We start from the raw sequence: 17,758 nt of genomic DNA on the forward strand, positions 1-17,758 counted from the left end.
ATGAGCATAATTGAAACCCTATCTAAGGATGCCGCCCAGGCCGCCAAGACGCTGGCCCAGGTAGACACCCAAACCAAGAACACCATCTTACTGGACATGGCACGCAGCCTGCGCGACAACAGCTTCGAGATCCGCAGCGCTAACCTTATCGACCTCGCCAGCGCCGAGCAGGCCGGGCTGAGCCACGCCATGATAGACAGACTCACCCTGAACGGAGATCGCATCGAGGCGATGGCCCAGGGAATAGAGAACATCGCCACCCTGCCCGACCCTATCGGTGCCCAGCGCGACCTGAGTACCCGTCCCAACGGCCTCGCCATCAGCAAGATGCGGGTGCCGCTCGGCGTGGTGTGCATGATCTATGAGGCGCGCCCCAACGTTACCGCCGATGCCGGCGCCCTCTGCTTCAAGTCGGGCAATGCGGTGATCTTAAGAGGCGGTAAGGAGGCACTGCACACCAGCAAGGTGATCGCCTCCGTCCTGCAGAAGGTGCTTAAACAGTACGGTCTGCCAGCCTCGCTCATCGCCGTGGTGCCAGACCCAGACCGCGCCCTGCTGATGGAGCTGATGCAGCAGCGTGACACCATAGACGTCATCATCCCCCGCGGCGGTGAAGGCCTGATCAACTTCGTCACCGAACACAGCAAGGTGCCCGTTATTCAGCACTTTAAGGGTGTCTGCCACCTGTATGTGGATAAGGATGCGGACCTGGACAAGGCGCTGGCCCTGCTGCTGAACGGCAAGACCCAACGCACCGGCGTGTGTAACGCCCTCGAGGGCCTGCTGGTACACAGCAAGGTAGCCCCCAAGTTTCTCGCCATGGCGGCCACCGCGCTGGCCAAGCACCGGGTGAAGATCAACTGCTGCGCCAATACCCAGCAATACTTCAATGGGGCCCAGGTGCTCAGCGATGAGGCGTTTGGCCAAGAGTATCTTACTCTCGAACTCGCCGTGCGTCAGGTGAAGGACTTTGACCAGGCCGTCGCCCATATTCATCGCTTCGGCAGCCGCCATACCGAGGTGATCTGCACCGAAAATGAGCTGACCGCCAAACGCTTTCAGCGCACGGTCGATGCCTCTGTGGTCATGGTCAACGCCTCGTCGCGCTTCTCCGACGGCGGCGAGCTGGGCCTGGGCGCCGAGATCGGCATAGCCACCACTAAGCTGCATGCTTACGGCCCCATGGGGCTGGAGTCCCTCACCACGGAGAAATACCTGGTCAATGGCGACGGTCAGATCCGCGCCTAGCAAACATTCATAGGAGGCCCAACATCTCTTATCAAGACCCGGGGTTAAATCCCCAATTACGCATCGCCTTCATCGGCGGCGGCAACATGGCCAGCGCCATCATTCGCGGCCTGATCAAACACGGCCACAGGAGCGCACATATCCTGGTCTGTGCCCCCAGCCAGCGCACACGCAGCCGCCTGGTAAAGGATTTTAATGTCAGGGTGCACTCGGACAACAGCGCCGCGGTGGCCTTTGCCGACATCATCATACTGGCGGTGAAACCCTTCATCGTCCCCTTGGTGTGTGACGAGTTACGCCCCCTGCTTGGGCAAGTTAACAACAGCAGGAATGAGCAAAAACTGCTGATCTCCATCGCGGCAGGGCTAACCCATGCCAGCATCTCAGACAAACTGCCCCAAAATGTTCAGCTGGTCTGCGCCATGCCCAACCTGCCAACGGCTATAGGCAAGGGACTCACCGGCCTCTATGTGCCGGGCCACCTGGACAGGCAGGCCGTCGATGATGCCGAGCAGTTGATGCGCGCCGTCGGCGATACCGTCTGGCTCGAAGATGAGCAGCAGATGGCCAGCATAGTGGCTACCGCCGGCAGTTCGCCCGCCTATTTCTTCCTGTTTTTAGAGGCGATGGAGAAGGCCGCCATCGCCCAGGGGCTGCCAGCCAAGACCGCTAGCAAGGCGGTGCTGCAGAGCGCCATGGGCGCCGTCTCTATGGCGATGGCCAGCAAGCAGGGACTCGCTAATCTACGCCATCAGGTCACCTCCCCTAAGGGCACCACAGAGCAGGCGGTGCTGGCCTTTCAGCATGGGGATCTCGATGCCTTAGTCGCCAGGGCGATGGACAGCGCCGCCCGCCGGGCCAAGGAGCTGGCGCTCGGCTAAGCCGCGCCTTTTGCTGAACCGCTAAATCAAAGAGGCGCGCTCATTTGAGCGCGCCTCTTGTTTAATCGCCTTGAAGCGTCTATTTCGCCATGCAGTTGGCGTAGTAGGTCACGGTCGCCGGCCAGTCGCTAAACACGCCGATCACCCCAACATCCTTCGCCAGTACATCCAGCAACTCGAAGGCCTTACCTTCATCCTTGATCGCCTCGGTGATGCTCTGATAGTACCAGCCGCCGCCCTGGGTCAGCAGGCCCGAACGCTCCAGGGTCCAGGTGATGATCTTAAGACCTGCCGCATTAGCCGCCTTGGCATACTCCGACGGCACTATCTTGCCTTCGTCGTCCAGCGCAACCAATACCCAGAGTGGCGGCGCGATGATCTGCACGCCATCGGTTGCCAGGCTATCCATGCCCGGTGACCAGGTGCTGCTGTCCTGAGGATCGAAGTCACTCAGATCGTATCTGTCATCCAGGTAGACCGCCTGCTGACCAAACTCGGGCGCATTGGCAATCCAATATTTCACGTCTTCTAGGTTGAACGACTGGGGATAGACGCTAGATGGCGAGACACCGGCCGCCTGATACTCATCCAGCATCATCTGGGCATAGTCTGCTTGCGTCATGCCATCAAACGGCATGGTCACGCTTGGCGCCTTCAGTTCTGGGGTCATTTTGACGCCCGCCGCCTTAAACATGGCGATGCTCTCGGCGTGGGTCATCAGGGTGCCCTCGCCGGCGTAGAGATCCGTGCGCCAACTTTCGGTGCCCGCCATATACTCTTGCACATTGGTGGCCTTAGGGTTGGCGCCATCCATCTTGCCCTTGAGGCGCTTGAAATCCGCCAGAGTGATGTCGCTGGTACAACAGGTGGCACTGGCGCTCACTCCGTTAACGGCATCGGCCGGGGTGAAGGGCACGCTACACTTGGCGGCGATATCTTCGATGGCCAGAATGTTGGTGGTGGTGGCCAGGTCGCACTGGGAGTGACGGCACACCAGCGCCTTGTCGGCGGTAAAGGTCACATCACACTCCACCACGCCTGCGCCCGAGTCGATGGCCGCCTGGTAAGACTCTTTCGTATGCTCGGGAAACTGCATCGCCGCGCCGCGATGGCCGATGGCAAAGTCGCTGCGATAGAAAGGCCCCTGACGGCATTGCTCCAGCTGACTCTTGAGTTCACCGTCGACCATCTGATCCACCAAGAACAGGGGACGAACACCCACCTGGGCAGGTGCCTGCTTATCGATTCCCATCACTTTGACGAGAGGATTGCTCGGTTCCTGGTTGTCATCATCATTGCTATTACATGCCGCCAGGCTGAGGCTTCCCAGTAGGATGCCCGCTAAGGCAGTTAGATTAGCTGATTGAATTCGCACTTTATTATTCCCTTAATTAACCATAGTCGGCCAGGGATACTAGCCAGTGCAGATGACAGTTAGACAACATTAATGTGACGATTGGCCGCCATCATCAATGATGTTCGCCTGCAGACTGGCCAGCAGCGCCTCGGGGGCGTCCAGGCTGATATCGTGGCCACAACTCGGCAACACCAACGCCTGAGTATGGTAGAAGCTGGCCAGCGCGCGGCTGCAGCGGGGATCGGCCAGACGATCCTCGGCGGCGCAGATAACCGTCACGGGAATACTCGACAGCGGTGGCGCCTGAAAGCGGGCGCAGGCGATAAGCTGACGAACGCCGTTGCAGAGGCCGGTACGGCGCTCCTCGCGCCAGCGGCTCCAGTTGGCGATCAGCGCCAGGTTGTCGCCATGATACAGGCTGGTGTATTGCAGCACGCAGGCCTCCACCAGGCTGAGGCCCCTGCCCAGCTGGGTCAGCTTGAGGCGCACTCCGCCTAACATCGCCCTCAGCAAGGGGAGTAGACGAAAGCGGCGGTACCAGGGGGAGAGATTGGCGGCGCTGCTGTTAAGCAGCACCACCTGACGAACGCGATCCGGATAGCGACTGGCCAGGGCCAGCGCCGTCATGCCCCCCATGGAGAGGCCAATCAGCACCACAGACTTGCCCCTAAAGGGATTGATATGGGGCAATACCTGGCCCCAGACGCTGTCGCAATAGGCCTCTATACTCGTGGGGCTCTGCTCAGATGCCAGGCGACCATTACCGGGCAGATCGACAGTGATCACCCGCTCACCAGCAGCAATCAGGCGCTCGACAAAGCCCTGCCAGTGGCGTTCGTCGCGCATCAAGCCTCTAAGCATTACCCAGGTGGTCATCTTGCTCCTCGATTAAACCAAAGCCGCTGCCCCTCGGCGGTGAGCATTGACAGCTCGGACGGCGAGAGGCGCTCCAGCACCCTGCCATAGGCGGCGTCGAGCAGAAACTGCATCAACACCACGTGACGGCGCAAAATCCTGTGGTGTCTGTGGGGCGCCTGAGGATTGAAGTAGCCGGGAAAGTTAAACAGCTGACGCGGATTCTTGCGTACCCAAGCCCATGACCCCATCTCTAAGGTTAGCGGTACGAAGGGGGTCTTGCTGTCAACCTGGGTCACCAGATAATCCCAGATGTCGCCGTGGGTGCGATAGAAATGACTCTGGGGCGCCAGCTGATAGTGGCCGTGATGGGGGTAGCCCTTCTCAAACAACTTATGCAGTTGATAGACATAACCTATACCGGCGAAGGGCTCGCGGGTGTGAGCATGGGGAAACCAGAGGTGATCCCTGAGCCCGAAGCCCGAGTGGGCATCCAGCGCCAGCAGGCTACTGCTGCGCGCCTGTAGCGAGGTGACATAGTCTACCAAGGCCTTGGTTTCCGCCGCCATCGCCTCGCCGCGATACCAGGGCAGATGACGGGAGAAGCGCTGCCCGCCGACCAAGAAGGTGACTCCCTCCTGCGCCTCTATGGGAGCATTGCGCATGAGATCCACATCCTGACCGTTACCGCGACTGCCGCGCAAGAACCCCGCGGGATTCACTATGGGGACGAAGGCCAGCCTTACTCTTCTCAATAGCGCCTGCAGATGCGTGTCCCAGTCGAGGCGGTTAAGCAGGCTGCCGAGAAACGCCAGCACCACCTGGGCGCCGATACGCTCGACCCCATGCACCCCGCCGACAAAGAGCACGCAGGGCGCGTCGCTTTCTTGTGCCCCCAGCTCGATGGCGGTCACCGACAGCGCCTCGCCACGGAAATAGAAATCCAGCAGTGAACGATGCCGAAAATGCGCCTGATGCTGGGCGATCAGCCGCTTTAGGGTATCTATCTCGAAGGCATGCTCGAAGGAGAATCGGCTCATTGCCCCAGCTTAACACTGCTTATCCATGGGCTTAACTTAGCCTGACAATGCGACAGGGAGATGACACTCGCCAGACCTGGATTTGGGCACTTTAACGAGAGGCTCTGTGATTTAGACTAACCTTAATTTAAGCGCTTTTATTTAAGAGCTTTTGTTTAAGAGCTTTTATTTAAGAGATTTGCTCTAAAGACTTTAACTTAGCGGCCTTACCTTATCGACTTTACATTAGCGGCTTTACATTAGCGGCTTTCGGCCTGCATCAGGGCGTTAGCTAATCTCCTGACAAGGCCACATCTTCTAAGGATAACCCAATGAAAACTTTGTTTATTATCTTGGGCCTCTCACTCTTGCCGCTATCGGCATTCGCCGACTGGGGCCTGAGCTACAGCCTGGGGCAAACCAACCCCAAATGGCATGGCTCGGATAACGCCAGGGCCCACCGACTCGCTCTGGTCTATCCGATCCCCATGCAAGACACCCTGCTGACCCGCCACAACCTCGGCATCAATCTGGAGTTGGCCTACCACTACTGGCAAGACTACACCCCGAGGGACAATCACGGCGTGTCACTCATCCCAGTGCTCAGCTATCAATATCCCCTGGAGAGCCTCAGCCTCTACTTCGAGGGCGGCATAGGCATCACCTATATCGACAGCGAGCACTACCTTGACCGCAGCCTGGGCTCCCACTGGCAATTCGAAGACAAGTTAGGCGCCGGCGTGATACTGCAAAAGCACCACAAGCTCGGGATCGCCTTCAACCATTACTCTAACGCCAATCTCGCCAGCGAGAACGATGGCTTCAACGTGGTAGGTCTCAGCTATGGCTATTTCTGGTAGTCCTTTATGGGCATAAAAAAAGCGCAGCCCTGAGGCTGCGCTTTTCATCAAACGGATAGGCTAACTAAGCCTAGGGACAAGATGCGCCGTAGATCTCGCTCACCCAACTGCTGTTGTCGATGAAAGGATTACGGTTCTTCTGCCACTCGAACACACGGTTGTTGCGGCGGCGCTCCCAGTCGCTGACCGGATCTTGCTGGTGCCAGCGATACAGGGTACAGAGATCCCCAAGCAGAGCCTCACCATTACCGGTAACCCCGCTCACCACGCTAAGATCCGGTGTGCCGCTGGCATCGTTACCCTCATACCTGACATCCATATAGAACACCATACGCGCCACATCGCCCTTCACTTCATCGCGCGGCTCGAAGCTGTCGGCATCAGTAAAGTTGCCCGGCGCCTCTGAGATCTCATCGCCGCCGGCTGCAAAGTCTTTGTTGCTGCGGCTGCTGTTCACCGTAACATCTGCCGGACGCAGGTGATGCAGGTCGGTATAGGCATACTGACTGCTGCTAGGGAAACCATGGCTCTTAGCCCAGACGTGTTCACGGTTCCAGGCATCGAGTGAGGTACTCAATCCTGCACGATTCGTCTTAGGCTCAGAGCGGCCCGAGTACAGCAGGATCACGTTATTGCTGTTGTCCGGATCTTCATCGGCATAGTTGAGTCCATCCCACACCTGGCTATAGCTGAAACGGGTATGGCCCTTGATGATCCCATTCAGGCTGGCCTTTAGCGCCGCGCCGCTTTTGCCTATCGCATCGCCATAGTAACTGGTGTAGACATAATCACCATTGTCGCCAGCCGAGCCGTCACCGCCAGTGCCCGAGCCAGTGCCTGAACCATCGCCAGAGCCAGAACCATCGCCGCCACTCGCCACGTTATAGCTTAGGCTGAGCGACACGCCACTAAAGGCCTCATAGGCGTTGATATGCACATAGTAGCGCCCGACCACAGGCGTGGTGACGCTGCACTGCTCGTTGTTGCCGGTAAGATAAGGGGCGCAGTCATACTCTGACAGCGTCGGCTCGCTGCCCTGACGCAGATAGAGATCGGCATCCCCTGTGCCGCCACTCATGGTCACCACCACATCGCTCGCCCCTTGGGGCAGATCGAACAGGTAGCTGAGGGTCTGCCCCTTGGCCGCGCTAAGGTCAGACTTGGGCTGACCATTACCCAGCTGATTGTCGCTGCTACTTGCGGAGGTGTCGCAGCTATCCAGGCTACCCGAGCCCGGCGTGCCGGCGTTATCCATGGCGCTCCAGTCGGCCTGTGACTTAGTGTTTATCACTGTGGTGCGCGCCAGGGAGACGTCGCGCACGTTGAGCGACCAGCCACTCAGGCCGCCTTCCCAGGCGACCAGATCCACCTCTTCACTGCCCTTTGACAGACGCACGAAGTCGCCTGAGTTGCCCAGGGTTAACGACATGGGAGATTGATCTGGATTGGTGTTGAACAGGCTATAAAAGCCCGCCTGGTTGGCCGCCACCGTATAATAGGCGCCTGGGGCGAGCGTGCCTAGCAAGGCCTGGCTGCTGCCGTTGTCGCTGAGCTGGTACTGACTCAGGTCGATACTGCTGCACCCTGCGTTATACAGCTCGACATACTCTTCGACACTGTCATTGTTGGGCGCATCGTATAACACTTCGCTGATCAGCAGATTGGCATTGGCATTGAAAGCCAGGCCAGCCACTAACGCAGCCGTTGATAACTTATACATATCCATCGTAAATTTTCACTCTAGTATTTTTATTATTGAGCCCGGCCTAAGGCCTGGGCTGACCCCGTACGCCCCGAAGATAAATCCCTTCGGGGCGTACAAGGAGGCATACTAACGCCCCAAGGTTACAAATTGAAACATTTAAGCCATCATCTTGATAACCTTTGATTAAAATCAAGCTAACAGGCAGTTCTCGCAGGATCTTTACAACAGGTGCTTAGAAATAGGTTCTGTCCGAGTAGTCATAGAGCCATTCGGGGCGATAGACCACCATCAGGGTCACCGCCATGCCATTCAGCAGCGCCTCGGGAAAGGCCAGAAGCGGGATCAGCAGCAGGTAGTTATCCGTCAAATAGGCCCAGTCATAGTCGGTCGTCAGGTAGAGCCAGGTCGACCAGCTGAGTATGTGAAACACTATACAGAGGAAGGCGTTCATGAAGGCGCCGCAGAAGATATAGACGAACAGATGATGCGGCAGATACTTAAACACCTGACTGTAGACCACATAGCTGAGAAACAGCGGCAAGGCGATAGCCACCAGGCCATAGATGGCGAAATCCAGCGGCAACTTGAGCATGAAGGTGGCGAAGAAAGCGACCGGCAACAGCAGCGCCAGGGTAGCCAGGCGCCAACCAAACATCAGCATCAGAGTCACCAGGCCGAGAAAGTGGGCATGAATCCCCGGGGTGATGCTGGCATCGATAAGCCAGAGGGCATTGACGAAGAAGATGGCCAGCAGCAAGCGGGTCTGCAGCGCCTTATCCTTGAGTAGCGCCTTCACATCCTCGACCGGCCAGATGGCCCAAAGCCAGAGTGCCAGCACGGCCATGGTCAGCAGCTGGGCGCCGCCAAGTTGCCAATCAATCTCACTCCATCTTTGTAGCAAGAATGCCGTCATCGCCTTTCTAACCCCATCAAAATCCTAGCGGCCCGCTTAGCGCAAATGTCCGCTAATATCTTTCGCTAAACCGCTTCCCCTTGGCGCTCACCCTAGCATAGACCCAGACTCGGCGTCATTAATCCTGAGACTAGCAGGAGTAAAAGCTGGCGAAAACAAACCGAAAAATCACCACGATATAAGCCACTGTTAATCTACTTAATTTTGGGTAATAATCCTCTGACGCAGTGAAGAAAGGGACATCATGCTTAAGTACTGGTACAAAGACTTTGCCCAATATCCACCGGGCCACAGAGACTATTGGCGCACCCGTTTGATCGGCCATACCCTGCTGCTCAGCAGCAGCTTCTTCCTGGTGCTTACCCTGCTCAACATCTTCTATTTCGAGAGCTATGAGTACGCCACCCTGGACGCCAGCGGCTTCGTGCTCTCCCTATCGATTCTGGCCTTCTTCAACCGCACCGCTAACGTCAACCTCGCCTCCTGGGCGGTGACTCTGATGGTCACCGGATTGATCTTGCTGTTCGTCGCCTCGGTGGGCGGCTATGCCCACTCCCTCTATTGGGCAACCCTGATCCCGCCGTTCGCCTTCTTCCTCCTCGGACGGCAACGAGGCAGCCTGGTCTCTCTAATCGCCTTCGGCGTGTGCGCCTATATCGTCTATAACCAGATCCAGGAGGCTAGGCCCGTCACCTTCGGCATGGGTGCCCTGTTCAATGTCATCGAGGTATCGATTGCCCATATCTTGCTGTTTCGCTTCTACGAGGGCACCCGCTCCTCAGCCTATCGTCAGCTGGGCGAGCGCAACGCCAAGATCCGGAAACTGGCGGAGACAGACAAGCTCACCGGTCTCTACAACAGAGAGAAGCTCGACATCACGCTGGAGGAGTATGTGCTGCAGAGCCGTCACCGACAGATCCCCTTTAGCCTGCTAATTCTGGATGTGGATTACTTCAAGCAGATTAACGATGCCCACGGTCACCTGACCGGCGATCGCGTGCTGGTCCAGCTGGCCGACAGCCTCAGGAGCCTCTGCCGTGAGGGGGATTTTCTGGCCCGCTGGGGCGGTGAAGAGTTCGTGATCCTGCTGCCCGAGACCTCACTCTCAATCTGTGTTGCCGTGGCCGAACAGCTACGCCAGGATATCGCCGCACAGAAGTTTGATGGCCAGTCTCTCACCATCAGCCTGGGAGCCGCCCAGCTCAGGGAAGATGACACAACCAAGACCCTGGTCAACCGCGCCGATAACGCCCTCTATCAGGCCAAACACACGGGGCGCAATCGAGTCGTGGCCGAAGCCGCAAGCCCCCACATCCGCGCCGTTAACGACTAAACATCAGCAATTAAGGCCGCTACTGCGGCTTTAGCTCAGGCTGTCCTGGCACGTGCCAGCCACTACCTATGGCTAGTTTGCCAGCGGCGCTTAAGCTGCTAGTATGAAACCAATAACACCCTAAAAAACCAATAATATGAATACCCTAACTAGAGTAAGCCTCGCCGTTGGCCTGCTGCTTTCCGGCAGTGCCCTGGCACAAACCACCCTAATCCATAACCTCAAGGGCTACACCCTAGAGCAGGGCAAGCTGACCCAGTTTAGCGCCATCGCCTTTAGTGGCGACAAGATAGAGAAGATCTACCAGCAGCAGCCAAATGAGCTGCAAACGCAATCTACTAACATCCGAGTGATCGATGCCAAGGGGCAGACCATGCTACCCGGACTCATCGATGCCCATGGCCACGTGCTCGGCTGGGGGCTAAACCTTATACGAGTCGATCTCAAGGGCAGCGAGTCTGAACAAATGGCCGTAGAGAGAGTTCAGGCCTTTAGACAAAAAAACAGGGATCTTAACTGGGTCCTAGGTCGAGGCTGGAACCAGGTGCTCTGGCCAGAGAAGAGCTTCCCCACGGCCAAGACACTGGATAAGGCCTTTCCCGACACCCCCGTGTGGCTAAGGCGGGTCGATGGCCACGCCGGCTGGGCCAACAGCGCCGCCATGAAGCTAGCGGGCATCAATGGCGACACCCAGGTCCCCAGCGGTGGTGAGATCGTCCGCGACGATAAGGGACAACCCAGCGGCGTGTTTATCGACAATGCCATGGCGCTGATCGAACAGCAGATCCCAGCCCTGACCCAGGCGGAGCAGGCTCGCGTGCTACGTGCGGCCATGACAGATCTCGCCCGTCTCGGCCTCACCAGTGTGCACGATGCCGGTGTCGGCCACGACACCCTCGCCGCCTACCGCCAACTGGCAGACGATAAGCAGATGCCGATCCGCATCTACGCCATGGTCGCCGCCGACGATAGTCAGTTCGACCAGACTCTGGCCAAGGGGCCCTATCGCCATCCTGGCAGCATGCTGGATATCAGCAGCGTGAAGATCTCCGCCGATGGCGCCCTGGGCAGCCGCGGCGCCGCCCTGCTACAGGACTACTCGGATCTGCACGGCCATAAGGGACTGCTGCTCTACAAGGAAGATGAGCTGAAGGCCTTGATGCTGAAGTCGATGCAGGCGGGATTTCAGGTGAACACCCATGCCATAGGCGATCGTGCCAACAAGCTGGTGCTGGATAATTACCAGAGCCTGATCGCCAAGACCCACACCAAGGCGCTGAGACACAGGGTCGAGCACGCGCAGATACTGCAACTGAGCGACATTCCCAGGTTTGCCGAGCTGGGGGTGATCGCCTCCATGCAAGCAACCCACGCCACCAGCGACATGAACATGGCCGAAGACAGGGTAGGCCCGCAGCGGATAAAGGGCGCCTACGCCTGGCGTAAGCTATTGGATAGCGGCGCGGTGATCGCCGCAGGTTCAGATTTTCCTATCGAGTCGGCCAATCCCTTCTTTGGCCTACACGCCTCGATCACCCGTCAGGATCATGCCAATAAGCCCGAGCAGGGCTGGTATCCCGGCGAGAAGATGAGCCTCACCGAGGCGCTAAACAGCTTTACCAATGACGCCGCCTACGCCGCTCACCAGGAAACCCAGATAGGCGAACTGCTGCCCGGCATGAAGGCCGACTTCATCCTTTTAGAAGACGACCCCTTCACCATGGACCCGCAGCAGCTATGGCAAACTCAGGTGAACCAGACCTGGGTCAATGGCCACAAGGTATTCGATATCAAGGATGCTCAGTAACAAAATACTTAAAAGCGCCCGGTTCGATTACCGGGCTTTTTTATACCGTCTAAATACAAAACGTTTAATAGACAATAGGTTATAATTCAGTCACAGGCTATTGCTAGTCGAGTCATAGTCCCGGCGCACACCAAGGAGTCGCAACATGCTAGTCACCTTTAAAACCAAGCACTACGCCAACATCACCCTGTTTGGCGATGTGGCCCAGACCTTCTTAAAGATACTCGGCCATAGCAACTCAGTACCGGGGGCGATTCGCGCCGAAGATGTACCCGCAGCGCTGGCCCGACTGCAACAGGCGGTCGCCAATGCACCGACTCAGCCCCCACAGACAGAAGATGACGAGGACGATAAGGGGCCCTATGTGAGCCTGAGACAAAGGGCACTGCCCCTCATCGAGTTATTCGAGTCGGCGGCCAAGAATAATGACAACGTGATGTGGGAATAATCAGTAATACGAAAATAGGCACACATAAAATCGGCTCGTGAATATTCCTTTTCGAGCGTGAATGTCTCTGACCGAGCCGATTTTATACTTTTTACTATATTCACAGACTCTTCAATATCGCCTCTTTTATCTGAGTTATTTTTATTCAAAATCTCACCTTGAAAATAATCCAATATATTCGACCTGTTTTCAAAACAAACCAATTAACACTTGATTAACAAGCAAGATCAATTCAAATAATATCTCCTAATTAAAAGCTTAAACAAATAATATTAATCAGTTATGAGCCATTTCCCTAAACCTTCTTAAACTCACCGCCACAGAAAAGATTAATTCTGCTTATTTCGCTGTTTTTAAAGCAAAACAATCGCGACAGAATGATTAGTCATTTTAGACGCCTAATCGGGCAAATTTTATTCAACACACTGCATAACTAACAGATAACGCGCATAATTTTGAAATGTACAAAAACTGAGACATTTGTATAACTTTTGTTAAATCACACCTACTAATTGTCATAATAGGCTGTTAGTATGCTGTCGAGTTTTTAAACTAAGGATGGTTAAACGTAGCTAAAACCTACAATGAAAATTGGATTCAGATTACTCATTTTCGATTTACACTTTTATTATAAAAATAAGGTAAAACATGAAAATTAATAAACTGAGTATGGGGTTGTTGTTATCGCTAGCTTCGTCAATGAGCTATGCCGATGATGTTGAAGTTTACTTTAATCACGTGGTCAATCCACCGGCCGTTCAAGCCGACCTTGAACAGAAAATTATCCAGCTTATCGATTCCGCCAATAGCACCTTGTATATGGCGATCTATGATCTCGACCTACCCGGTATCGCCAATGCCATGGTGGCCGCTAAACAGCGCGGCGTCGATGTTAAGTTTGTCACCGACGAAGACAACATCGCCGGCGAGAATGACCAGGCCATCGCCATCTTAAATCAAGGCGGCGTCCCCTGGATCGACGATACCGAAAACGGTAGCTCAGGCTCCAAGATCCAGCACAACAAATTCATCGTCGTCGACGGCAAGAAGGTGCTCACCGGCAGCACCAACTTTAGTCAGTCTGGCGTGCATGGCGATCTGGATGCCCAGGGCAACCTGATCAGCGAAGGCAATGATAACCATATCGTTATCATCGACTCTAACCAGCTAGCCAGCGTCTACACCCACCAGTTCAATCTGATGTGGGGCGACGGTCAGGGCGGCGCCAAAGACTCACTCTTTGGCCTGGGTAAGCCTGATCATCAGCTGGAGACCGTCTACACCAACAACGACAATATCCGCATCGATGTACAGTTCACCCCGCAGTCGCCAAGCGTCTACGTGGGCTCGACCCTATACAACATGCAGCAATACATTCGTAACGCCCAATATCGTATTCATCTGGCGCAATTTGTTATTAGCGCCCAGGATGTAGCCGATGAAATGGAGCTGAGACACGATGCCGGCGTCGAGGTACAGGGCCTTGGCGATGCGTCTTTCTTCTCGCGCTACTACTCTGAATTTCAGGATATGTTAGGTATAGAAAAACCTAACACGTCAGGTGAGATCGAGGTGGACAGCTACACTGGCGCCGCCAACAACATCTGGGAAAACCCTGCCGATGTGCGCGTAGCCAAGCTAAACAGCAACGATAAATTCCATCATAAGTACATGATTATCGACGATATGGTACTGACGGGGTCCCACAATATCAGTGGCGCCGCGGCCTTTGGTAACGACGAAAACATAGTGGTTATCCACGACGCCGAGACCGCTGCCGAGTTTGAAGGACACTTCAGCTACACCTATTGCGTAGCAGGCAACGGCACTGAGTGCGCCAAGCCCGCCTATGAGGAAGGCACCTGGGAAGGGGTCTTCTTTAGCGCCAGCGAAGTGGGTGTAGTACTGGATATCGTCAACAACGCGACCCTGACCGAGCTGGATATCGACGCGGCCATGAACAAGACAGCCGCCAACAATATCATCGCCGCCAGACCGATTGCCGACATGGATGCCCTGGCCGCCGTGCCTTACGTGGGTAACGCCGCCATGATAGATCTGAAAGACTATATCGCTCAGTGGCAGAGCAAGTAGTCACTCGCTAAAGCATTAAGGGGCGGCCTATTTGGACCGCCCTTTTTTATTCTTTCTTAAGGGACTGTGTAACTTTACCGTTTGTTTTTGCAGTCGTTCCTAAGCGGTGACGCCGTAAAAATCGTCTGCAAACGCCGCCCAAAGGGTTAGCGGGTCAGCCGCTCGATAATCGTCTTGTGCTGAGGATAGGCCTCCAGCAGCGGCTGGCGCTCGAACAGCTCGAAATCCTCGAAGGTAAAACCAGGCGACACCATGCAGCCCACCAGGGAAAAGCCCGGGTTATTCATGGCCGAGCCGAAGATACAGCCCTTAGGCACCAGAAATTGCGGCCGTTGACCGGCGGCCACATCCAGCCCCAGCTCAGCCGTGGTCAGCTCACCCGCCCCGTCGATCATATAGATGGTCAGTGGCTCGCCGCCGTGGAAATACCACATCTCGTCTGCGGTCAGACGATGAAAGTGAGACACCTCGCCGGTGCGTAGCAGGAAATAGATGCTGGTCCACAGCTGACGCCTGTCATCGAAGGCCTCTGCCGCCCGGTAGGAGGAGCGATAATAGCCCCCTTCCACATGTTGCTCTAACTGCAATGCATTGATGAAATCTTCCGCGCGCTGCATAACCTCTCCTTCTTCATGTTCTAACCGACTCAGCTTTAGGATTCTTGCCCTTGAGTTAATGGCCCTAAATCAAACCTAAGTCAATGGCCTAGCAATCTAACCTATGTTGATACTTAATGCTGTGACTCGAGCTGAGCAACGAGGCAAGCGTGTCGCATCATAGCCTAAATAAAAAAGCCCAGGGCCTTATGCCTTGGGCTTTTATTATCTTTACTAATTCGCTAGATCTCAGTGCTTAGAGACGCCGTGACGCACCATCTCTTTGCCCTGCTCGAACACTTCATCTGTGATCCAACGGGCATGCAGGAGTTTATGGTTCTTATCGAATACGGCCACAAAATGGCGGCCATCGGCGTTATTGGTCGCCATGCCAACCCCTTCGACGCCTTCCAGTCCCAGGCCGCCGTTTTCTACCGCCAGCAGGAAGCTGGCGAGGTCGTCCAGGTTATCGATAACCGTTTTATCATCACTCATGACTTTGCTTCTCATCTTCATCCGCCCGCAAACGGGCCTTACTCAATGTCGCGTACTCTACCCTGAGTGAGCCAAGATGTGAACCTTATTGGGGCTAATACCAATCGTGGTAAGTAACTGACCATGCTAACTTGTTAAAACGTTCGATAACGGCGTTACTATTTTTGATTGTAGAATAACTACTTATCGAAAATAATGCCTTGTTCTCAAACGTTTTTCCTGCGTTATTTCTGATCACTTACTTACCGTGATTGGTATAAAGCGTCCCCTGATTACGGTATTGGGCCGCCGACAGCAGTGCCATCACGGCAAAGAAGATGGGATCGCTCCAGCCAAAACCGGTAAATATTCCCTTCACGCCGGCGTAGGTGGTGATCGCCACTCCCAACAGATTGGTCAGGAGTAACGCCAATATCAGCTTCTTCGCCACCTCACCCTGGGCTAACTCCCTAAGTTGCCAGGCCACAAGTGCAATGCCCCCTAAGAAGATGCTCGTATGCTGAGACAGGAAATAGGCATACTGATCCTGTATCTGCACGCCATAGAGGGGCCATACCTGCAACGGCAGGAAAAAAAGCACTATGGCGAACAGGCCGTAAATGACGCCATGTAGACTCAAGAAAACCTTATTGGTCATCTCAGCACTCCTTAGGCCAGCGGTGCCCGATTGATGGCCGACAGCGGCAGGTTAATATCGAAGATCTGACCGCGTACCTCGTCGACGCCCATCGCCTTGAGGCGGGCGCTATGCATCGCCAGATAGGCACGCGCCGAGGCTTCATCTTCGAACAGATAGATGCCGCCACCTAACTTATCCTTCTCGCTTTCAGTCCAGATCTTCCAGATCATTCCAGACTCCTGATTGATGGACTCGGCCAGCCCCACCAACTGCTCGGCCATCTCCTGACCAAAAGGGCCTTCAAATGCAAAATCTACCTGTAACAACTTGCTCATCGTCTCTCTCCAGATGCGGTTTAACTGATTCATTAATGGGATCCCTCCTAAGACGAAGGATCTTGTAAGACTTCTTAGCAAACGAACTAGGCGTTTGCCGTCGATGAGTGTCATACTACTCGTAAAATATAGACATTAAAGTTCATAATATTGCGCATTAATGTAGAGAAATTAGACCAATGAAACTCAAGACGACCCTAGATCAGTGGCAGACGCTGCTGGAGATAGATAAGGCGGGTAGCATTCAGGCGGCGGCGATGTCCCTCAACAAGAGCCACACCACCTTAATCTACGCCGTGAAGAAACTGGAAGCTCAGCTAGACCTGCCGCTGCTGCGCATCGAAGGGCGTAAGGCGGTGCTCACCGATCAGGGGAAATCGCTACTTAGGCGGGCGAATGCCATGCTAGAGCAGGCCAGGACCCTCGAAGAGCTCAGCACCCAGATCGCCAGCGGCTTAGAGTCACAGCTAGTGGTCGCCATAGATCACCTCTGCGACCGCAGCTGGCTGTTTCAGCCTATGAGTGAGTTCTTTGCCCATAACAGTGCCACCTCGGTCAAGGTAGTCGAGACCTCGCTGTCAAAAACCACCCAGATGGTGGTGGAGGAGCAGGCTGATATCTCCATCATCAATCTGCCTATCAAAGACTATCCCTCTGAGACCTTCGCCCTGGTCAAGCTTTACCCCGTTGTCGCCAGGCAACATCCCCTCGCCGCGATTCCCTCGCCGACTACGGCCGACCTAGCCATCAACCGCCAGATAGTGATCCGCGATCTGGGCGACACGAGTCAACAGGATGTCGGCTGGCTAAAGTCCAATCAACGCATCACGGTAGATAATTTCGACCACGCATGGCAGGCGGTCACTCTTGGGCTCGGTTACTGCCGCGTGCCACACCACGTCATTGAAAGATATCGAGATCCAAACGTTAGCGTGCTCAACTTGGAGCATGCCCACAGCTATCAGGTGCCCCTGCATCTGACGCTCCCCAAGGGGGCAAAGACGGGGCCTGCAGCTAAACACCTCTATCAGCTGCTGCTGGCTTCGGCCGCCCAGCGAGCGGCGCCTTAGTCGCCAAAAGACCACTCGGTGAAGCCCGGCCTTTAGGCACGATAGGCGATTACGCTGCCAGAGTTGCAGCCCTAAACAGACAATGTTAGGGTCAGCACGAATTTTAAACCTTCAAGGAAAGAA

Annotated in this window: 17 protein-coding genes; 8 read left to right on the forward strand and 9 right to left on the reverse strand. The window is 55.3% G+C overall.

Features of this window, described 5'->3' with window-relative positions:
* Window positions 1-1,248 carry a glutamate-5-semialdehyde dehydrogenase gene (locus K0I63_RS15660; protein ID WP_220081616.1) on the forward strand — a complete coding sequence of 416 codons (1,248 nt, stop codon included), beginning with the start codon at window positions 1-3 and terminating at the stop codon, window positions 1,246-1,248.
* Between the two features lie 23 nt (window positions 1,249-1,271).
* Window positions 1,272-2,129, forward strand: a complete 858-nt coding sequence (proC, locus tag K0I63_RS15665) for a pyrroline-5-carboxylate reductase (protein WP_258407015.1) — start codon at window positions 1,272-1,274, stop codon at window positions 2,127-2,129.
* Window positions 2,130-2,208: 79 nt separating this feature from the next.
* On the opposite strand, the gene K0I63_RS15670 is transcribed toward proC, so the two are convergent.
* The 3 genes from K0I63_RS15670 to K0I63_RS15680 form a co-directional block, all read right to left on the reverse strand.
* The gene (locus tag K0I63_RS15670) at window positions 2,209-3,504 is read right to left on the reverse strand and encodes a glycerophosphodiester phosphodiesterase family protein (protein ID WP_220081617.1); all 1,296 of its coding nucleotides are present in this window, start codon (window positions 3,502-3,504) and stop codon (window positions 2,209-2,211) included.
* Window positions 3,505-3,573: 69 nt separating this feature from the next.
* Window positions 3,574-4,362, reverse strand: coding sequence for an alpha/beta fold hydrolase (locus tag K0I63_RS15675; protein ID WP_220081618.1), 789 nt, complete (start codon window positions 4,360-4,362; stop codon window positions 3,574-3,576).
* Entirely contained in the window at window positions 4,359-5,381 is a 1,023-nt protein-coding gene (locus tag K0I63_RS15680) for a M14 family zinc carboxypeptidase (protein ID WP_220081619.1), read from the reverse strand. The genes K0I63_RS15675 and K0I63_RS15680 overlap by 4 nt, the downstream gene beginning before the upstream one ends.
* 311 nt (window positions 5,382-5,692) lie before the next feature.
* On the opposite strand from K0I63_RS15680, the gene K0I63_RS15685 reads away from it, so the two are divergent.
* On the forward strand, window positions 5,693-6,220 hold the full coding sequence (locus K0I63_RS15685; RefSeq protein ID WP_220081620.1) for an acyloxyacyl hydrolase: 528 nt from the start codon (window positions 5,693-5,695) through the stop codon (window positions 6,218-6,220).
* A gap of 70 nt (window positions 6,221-6,290) precedes the next feature.
* Here the strand turns inward: K0I63_RS15685 and K0I63_RS15690 are convergent, their stop codons facing one another.
* On the reverse strand, window positions 6,291-7,946 hold the full coding sequence (locus K0I63_RS15690) for an endonuclease (RefSeq protein WP_220081621.1): 1,656 nt from the start codon (window positions 7,944-7,946) through the stop codon (window positions 6,291-6,293).
* Window positions 7,947-8,157: 211 nt separating this feature from the next.
* Window positions 8,158-8,838, reverse strand: a complete 681-nt coding sequence (locus tag K0I63_RS15695; RefSeq protein ID WP_220081622.1) for an energy-coupling factor ABC transporter permease — start codon at window positions 8,836-8,838, stop codon at window positions 8,158-8,160.
* Between the two features lie 244 nt (window positions 8,839-9,082).
* Here K0I63_RS15695 and K0I63_RS15700 point away from each other — a divergent pair, with 244 nt between their 5' ends.
* The 4 genes from K0I63_RS15700 to K0I63_RS15715 all read left to right on the forward strand — a co-directional run bounded on the left by K0I63_RS15700 (window position 9,083) and on the right by K0I63_RS15715 (window position 14,520).
* On the forward strand, window positions 9,083-10,171 hold the full coding sequence (locus tag K0I63_RS15700) for a GGDEF domain-containing protein (RefSeq protein ID WP_220081623.1): 1,089 nt from the start codon (window positions 9,083-9,085) through the stop codon (window positions 10,169-10,171).
* A gap of 136 nt (window positions 10,172-10,307) precedes the next feature.
* Window positions 10,308-11,978 carry an amidohydrolase gene (locus K0I63_RS15705; RefSeq protein WP_220081624.1) on the forward strand — a complete coding sequence of 557 codons (1,671 nt, stop codon included), beginning with the start codon at window positions 10,308-10,310 and terminating at the stop codon, window positions 11,976-11,978.
* A 145-nt stretch (window positions 11,979-12,123) separates the two neighbouring features.
* Entirely contained in the window at window positions 12,124-12,426 is a 303-nt protein-coding gene (locus K0I63_RS15710; RefSeq protein WP_220081625.1) for a DUF1840 domain-containing protein, read from the forward strand.
* A gap of 648 nt (window positions 12,427-13,074) precedes the next feature.
* Window positions 13,075-14,520: a phospholipase D-like domain-containing protein gene (locus K0I63_RS15715; RefSeq protein ID WP_011866824.1), complete on the forward strand. Its 1,446-nt coding sequence runs from the start codon at window positions 13,075-13,077 to the stop codon at window positions 14,518-14,520.
* A 146-nt stretch (window positions 14,521-14,666) separates the two neighbouring features.
* Here the strand turns inward: K0I63_RS15715 and K0I63_RS15720 are convergent, their stop codons facing one another.
* The 4 genes from K0I63_RS15720 to K0I63_RS15735 all read right to left on the reverse strand — a co-directional run bounded on the left by K0I63_RS15720 (window position 14,667) and on the right by K0I63_RS15735 (window position 16,598).
* The gene (locus K0I63_RS15720; RefSeq protein WP_011866825.1) at window positions 14,667-15,137 is read right to left on the reverse strand and encodes a cupin domain-containing protein; all 471 of its coding nucleotides are present in this window, start codon (window positions 15,135-15,137) and stop codon (window positions 14,667-14,669) included.
* A 228-nt stretch (window positions 15,138-15,365) separates the two neighbouring features.
* Window positions 15,366-15,611: a hypothetical protein gene (locus tag K0I63_RS15725; RefSeq protein ID WP_144201911.1), complete on the reverse strand. Its 246-nt coding sequence runs from the start codon at window positions 15,609-15,611 to the stop codon at window positions 15,366-15,368.
* 238 nt (window positions 15,612-15,849) lie between these two features.
* On the reverse strand, window positions 15,850-16,248 hold the full coding sequence (locus tag K0I63_RS15730) for a hypothetical protein (RefSeq protein ID WP_220081626.1): 399 nt from the start codon (window positions 16,246-16,248) through the stop codon (window positions 15,850-15,852).
* Between the two features lie 11 nt (window positions 16,249-16,259).
* On the reverse strand, window positions 16,260-16,598 hold the full coding sequence (locus tag K0I63_RS15735; RefSeq protein ID WP_350354949.1) for a monooxygenase: 339 nt from the start codon (window positions 16,596-16,598) through the stop codon (window positions 16,260-16,262).
* Window positions 16,599-16,744: 146 nt separating this feature from the next.
* On the opposite strand from K0I63_RS15735, the gene K0I63_RS15740 reads away from it, so the two are divergent.
* Window positions 16,745-17,635, forward strand: a complete 891-nt coding sequence (locus K0I63_RS15740; protein ID WP_220081627.1) for a LysR family transcriptional regulator — start codon at window positions 16,745-16,747, stop codon at window positions 17,633-17,635.
* The last annotated feature ends 123 nt before the right edge of the window (window positions 17,636-17,758 follow it).

The organism is Shewanella rhizosphaerae, assembly GCF_019457655.1.
GTDB classification, from domain to species: domain Bacteria; phylum Pseudomonadota; class Gammaproteobacteria; order Enterobacterales; family Shewanellaceae; genus Shewanella; species Shewanella loihica.

What these genes read in the sequence shown, in the direction of transcription:
- K0I63_RS15725 (WP_144201911.1), bottom strand. Translation starts at nt 15,611, where the DNA reads ATGAGTGATGATAAAACGGTTATCGATAACCTGGACGACCTCGCCAGC.
- K0I63_RS15675 (WP_220081618.1), bottom strand. Translation starts at nt 4,362, where the DNA reads ATGACCACCTGGGTAATGCTTAGAGGCTTGATGCGCGACGAACGCCAC.
- K0I63_RS15730 (WP_220081626.1), bottom strand. Translation starts at nt 16,248, where the DNA reads ATGACCAATAAGGTTTTCTTGAGTCTACATGGCGTCATTTACGGCCTG.
- K0I63_RS15685 (WP_220081620.1), top strand. Translation starts at nt 5,693, where the DNA reads ATGAAAACTTTGTTTATTATCTTGGGCCTCTCACTCTTGCCGCTATCG.
- K0I63_RS15740 (WP_220081627.1), top strand. Translation starts at nt 16,745, where the DNA reads ATGAAACTCAAGACGACCCTAGATCAGTGGCAGACGCTGCTGGAGATA.
- K0I63_RS15720 (WP_011866825.1), bottom strand. Translation starts at nt 15,137, where the DNA reads ATGCAGCGCGCGGAAGATTTCATCAATGCATTGCAGTTAGAGCAACAT.
- K0I63_RS15705 (WP_220081624.1), top strand. Translation starts at nt 10,308, where the DNA reads ATGAATACCCTAACTAGAGTAAGCCTCGCCGTTGGCCTGCTGCTTTCC.
- K0I63_RS15700 (WP_220081623.1), top strand. Translation starts at nt 9,083, where the DNA reads ATGCTTAAGTACTGGTACAAAGACTTTGCCCAATATCCACCGGGCCAC.
- K0I63_RS15690 (WP_220081621.1), bottom strand. Translation starts at nt 7,946, where the DNA reads ATGGATATGTATAAGTTATCAACGGCTGCGTTAGTGGCTGGCCTGGCT.
- K0I63_RS15660 (WP_220081616.1), top strand. Translation starts at nt 1, where the DNA reads ATGAGCATAATTGAAACCCTATCTAAGGATGCCGCCCAGGCCGCCAAG.
- K0I63_RS15735 (WP_350354949.1), bottom strand. Translation starts at nt 16,598, where the DNA reads ATGAATCAGTTAAACCGCATCTGGAGAGAGACGATGAGCAAGTTGTTA.
- K0I63_RS15710 (WP_220081625.1), top strand. Translation starts at nt 12,124, where the DNA reads ATGCTAGTCACCTTTAAAACCAAGCACTACGCCAACATCACCCTGTTT.
- K0I63_RS15680 (WP_220081619.1), bottom strand. Translation starts at nt 5,381, where the DNA reads ATGAGCCGATTCTCCTTCGAGCATGCCTTCGAGATAGATACCCTAAAG.
- K0I63_RS15715 (WP_011866824.1), top strand. Translation starts at nt 13,075, where the DNA reads ATGAAAATTAATAAACTGAGTATGGGGTTGTTGTTATCGCTAGCTTCG.
- K0I63_RS15695 (WP_220081622.1), bottom strand. Translation starts at nt 8,838, where the DNA reads ATGACGGCATTCTTGCTACAAAGATGGAGTGAGATTGATTGGCAACTT.